Source organism: Candidatus Rokuibacteriota bacterium, assembly GCA_030647435.1.
Taxonomy (GTDB): domain Bacteria; phylum Methylomirabilota; class Methylomirabilia; order Rokubacteriales; family CSP1-6; genus AR37.
Map to the genome: position 1 here is coordinate 1 of JAUSJX010000014.1, position 2997 is coordinate 2997.

Sequence of the window (2997 nt, forward strand, 5' to 3'; positions counted from 1 at the left end):
CGGCGAAATCCCCCTCGACACGCTCGCCCGTGTACTGGATGGGCTCGCCGTTGTAGCGCTCGATGGTGGACATGTAGGCCCGGTCGAGCAGGTCGGCGAACAGGGGAATGAACTCCTTCCGCTGGTCGGCGGTCAGCGGGCACCAGTGCTGCTGTGCCGTCGGCTCCTGGGGCGGCCGGTGTCCGAGTATGGGAGATTATGTCACGGGGACGGGGGCCACGAGGGGGGCCACCGCTGCCGGAGGGCGTTGATGTTGACTATCCTCGGTCCTCGGCCTCGATGCTCGCGTACCACAGGTCCAGCACCCGCATTTGGCTGAACTCCGCCATGCGCTCCCGGTAGGACCGCACGCAGGCGAGCACCGCATCCCGCCCGCTGGCCTCGATGAAGCCGTTGTGGCGGCCGGCCAGCATGACGCTGGCGGCCAGCCGCTTGACGTCCCACTCCCAGGGAGCCGGCAGGGTCTCGTCGAGATCGTTGATGTCGAAGATCACCCGCCGCTCCGGCGTGGCGAAGCCGCCGAAGTTGAGCAGGTGACAGTCGCCGCAGGCCTGCACGCGAAGCCCCGTGGCCGGCGTGCCGGCGAGGTCGGCGGCCCTGTTCAGCGCCGCGCCCCGGTAGAAGGTGAACGGCGTCCGCAGCATGCGCCCGTGGCGAATGGGTATCAGCTCAGGAACGCGTCCCTTGTTCGACTGCTCCAGGAGCGATATGGGATCGGGCCGCCCGTCCGGCGCTTTCCACTCGCCGTGCGCCTTGCGCGGGTACTTCTCCCGCAGGCTCTTGCCCTCCGCGTACTGCTCTTCGCGCGACGGACGGGACACCAAGGAGGGCTTCGTCCTGGGCTGGAGCGATCGAGGCCGTTCTTGGCCGATCTCGCGAGCCTGGCCATGCCGTCCGTCCGCTCCAGTGTACGAGCGCTCAAGGTCACGGGCGCCCGACACACACCACGCGACCCGGCGCCGGAGCGTGGCACGAATCGGGCATCCCCGCCCTTGCCATGTCACGCCGGGCGGCAAGCGCGGCGGCGAGGAGGCTTTGGGTGCGGGTGGTTCTCATCGTTGTGTTCTTTCTTAGGTTGGATCATCGCTCGCAATTGAGCCACATCAGAGCAGGTCCCGATCCCAGTTGAGGATCAAGCGGAACTGGTAGCCGGTGCGCGTGGCGTCTTCCTGGTCGAGGACGGCGGCGCGCGCGCGGACCCAGAGTCCTTGGAGGAAGGCCGGCCAGCGCCAGGGGGGGCGGTAGTCGGCCGTGAAGTCGTGCTCCGTCGGGTTGGGAGCCGTCTTTCGCGTGGACGGATTGCTGGCGTCCACGCCCCAGACGAAGTTGAAGTTGGCGCTCAGGCCCGGGGTGAGCAGCTTCGAGAAGTCGTAGGCCGCGCCGATCACCCAGGCCTTCTCGTTGGCGCGGTCGAAGTCCTGGTCGATCATCGGGGGGTAGCCCGGGTAGAGGCCCCAGGGGGTCTGGACGTTGTTGCCGGCGCCCGTGATCGAGAAGGCCGCCGTCAGCGTGAGATCTCCGTAGACGAGCTGGACGCGCGCCCCGCCGGCCTGGGTGGCGGCGTTTCCGCCGTCGGCGGGACCTGGGGCTGGGCCGTGGCCGCAGATGGCGCGTTCGGCGGCGCCGACGAGGCCGCCGGCGGTGTCGCCAGCGCGATGAGCAGAGCGAAACTCGAGAGCACATGCGCAGCCATCGGCCTCAGCCACGCATGGCGCCCGCCGGCGTATGCACGGATGGAGACACGTGAACGGGGCATCGAGCTGGAATACTCATGGACCATGACGTCCGCCGAGTACCAACAGCTCGTCGAGTTCCTGGGCCGCCGCTTCACCGAGATCGACCGCCGGTTCGACGCCTTGACAAGACTTATTAGAGCCTTTATAAAGTTCATATGAAGACTCTCACGATCACTGACGCAAAGAAGAATCTCGGCCGGTGGTTGGCCGCCGCCTCCCGCGGCGAAGACATCGGGATTATCTGCGGGGCGGACATCATCGCCCTGCGCAGAGTCGCGGTAGAATCTGCGGACTACGCGCAACGCGAATACGGGGCAACGCCGGAACAGGTCGCAGACTTGGAAAAGGCCACGGACAGACGCTACCGGCAGCTCAAACGCTCTGGAGAACTGGTTACCGTCACGACCGAACAGCTTAGGAAGATGATTGGCTAAGGCTCTGACCATCGACCCAGCCGTGATACGACGGCTACGGGAGCTGCCTAGGACCGAAAAGGTCGAGTGCCTGATGGCGTTGTGTGAGCTAACCGAGATCTTCGGCCAACCCCACATCCACAGCGGGCTTGCCATCCGCAAATTGGGGAACAAGCTCTTCGAATGTCGCGGGAGCTTGGCGTTGCGTTTCATCTTCCAAGACCGGGCTGCCGATCTTTTCGTTTCATTTTTGGGCAGCCACGACGAAATCAAAGCATTGCTCAAAGGCGGTAAGTATCGTTGAATCAAGAGAAGTCCTCATGAAGTGTCAGTTCCTGATCTCGGTCCCGTCTCGCCGCCGCCGCTGAAACACAGCAGTGCCAGCGGAATGTGTCCCTGCTGCAAGCCGGCATCGCTCAACCCGCCCGCAAACCCCAGTCCGTGCAACAGCCCGAAGGTGAACGCCACGACCCCGGAGGGTTCCTCAGTTGGATCAGCGCTCGCAATTGAGCCACATCCGCGCCGATCAGCCAGGCTGTGCCGTCGGCTCCTGGGGCGGCCGGTGTCTGAGTATGGGTTTGATGTTATCTACACTCACGCGAGCCTGGCCACGCCCGACGGCTGCGTCGACTACCTGCTCTCCAAGCTTCAGCGCTGAGGCGCCCGGAATTCTTCGATCCTGCTCCGCATCCGCTTGAGCAGCGCAGCGTAGGAGGACGTCCGGATGATGTTGTTGAACTGCGTCCGGTAGTTGGCGACGAGGCTCACGCCCTCGGCGCTGACGTCGTAGATGAGCCACCGGTCACCATGGCGGAGCATGCGGTAGGAGACTGGGATTTCCGTGTCCT

At 65.0% G+C, this 2997-nt stretch carries 5 protein-coding genes and 2 pseudogenes; 3 read left to right on the forward strand and 4 right to left on the reverse strand.

Features of this window, described 5'->3' with window-relative positions; translation table 11 throughout:
• Nucleotides 1-269 precede the first annotated feature (269 nt).
• A pseudogene (locus Q7W02_03465) lies at nucleotides 270-824 on the reverse strand (DUF2252 family protein).
• Between the two features lie 279 nt (nucleotides 825-1103).
• Nucleotides 1104-1706 (reverse strand): OprD family outer membrane porin, encoded by a 603-nt coding sequence (locus Q7W02_03470; protein MDO8475251.1) that lies wholly within the window; start codon nucleotides 1704-1706, stop codon nucleotides 1104-1106.
• 27 nt (nucleotides 1707-1733) lie between these two features.
• On the opposite strand from Q7W02_03470, the gene Q7W02_03475 reads away from it, so the two are divergent.
• The 3 genes from Q7W02_03475 to Q7W02_03485 are packed head-to-tail and all read left to right on the forward strand — an operon-like array spanning nucleotide 1734 to nucleotide 2453.
• Nucleotides 1734-1895 carry a hypothetical protein gene (locus Q7W02_03475; GenBank protein MDO8475252.1) on the forward strand — a complete coding sequence of 54 codons (162 nt, stop codon included), beginning with the start codon at nucleotides 1734-1736 and terminating at the stop codon, nucleotides 1893-1895.
• The gene (locus Q7W02_03480; protein ID MDO8475253.1) at nucleotides 1892-2170 is read left to right on the forward strand and encodes a hypothetical protein; all 279 of its coding nucleotides are present in this window, start codon (nucleotides 1892-1894) and stop codon (nucleotides 2168-2170) included. Before Q7W02_03475 ends, Q7W02_03480 begins: the two co-directional genes overlap by 4 nt.
• The gene (locus Q7W02_03485; protein MDO8475254.1) at nucleotides 2163-2453 is read left to right on the forward strand and encodes a hypothetical protein; all 291 of its coding nucleotides are present in this window, start codon (nucleotides 2163-2165) and stop codon (nucleotides 2451-2453) included. Before Q7W02_03480 ends, Q7W02_03485 begins: the two co-directional genes overlap by 8 nt.
• A gap of 41 nt (nucleotides 2454-2494) precedes the next feature.
• On the opposite strand, the pseudogene Q7W02_03490 reads toward Q7W02_03485, so the two are convergent.
• Nucleotides 2495-2620 (reverse strand): annotated as a pseudogene (locus Q7W02_03490) (HupE/UreJ family protein).
• A 177-nt stretch (nucleotides 2621-2797) separates the two neighbouring features.
• On the reverse strand, nucleotides 2798-2997 hold a 200-nt coding region (locus Q7W02_03495; protein MDO8475255.1), incomplete at its 5' end, for an ABC transporter substrate-binding protein.

Excerpts from the sequence above, each read along its gene's own strand:
- Q7W02_03475 (MDO8475252.1), top strand. The coding sequence starts at position 1,734 with ATGGAGACACGTGAACGGGGCATCGAGCTGGAATACTCATGGACCATG.
- Q7W02_03480 (MDO8475253.1), top strand. The coding sequence starts at position 1,892 with ATGAAGACTCTCACGATCACTGACGCAAAGAAGAATCTCGGCCGGTGG.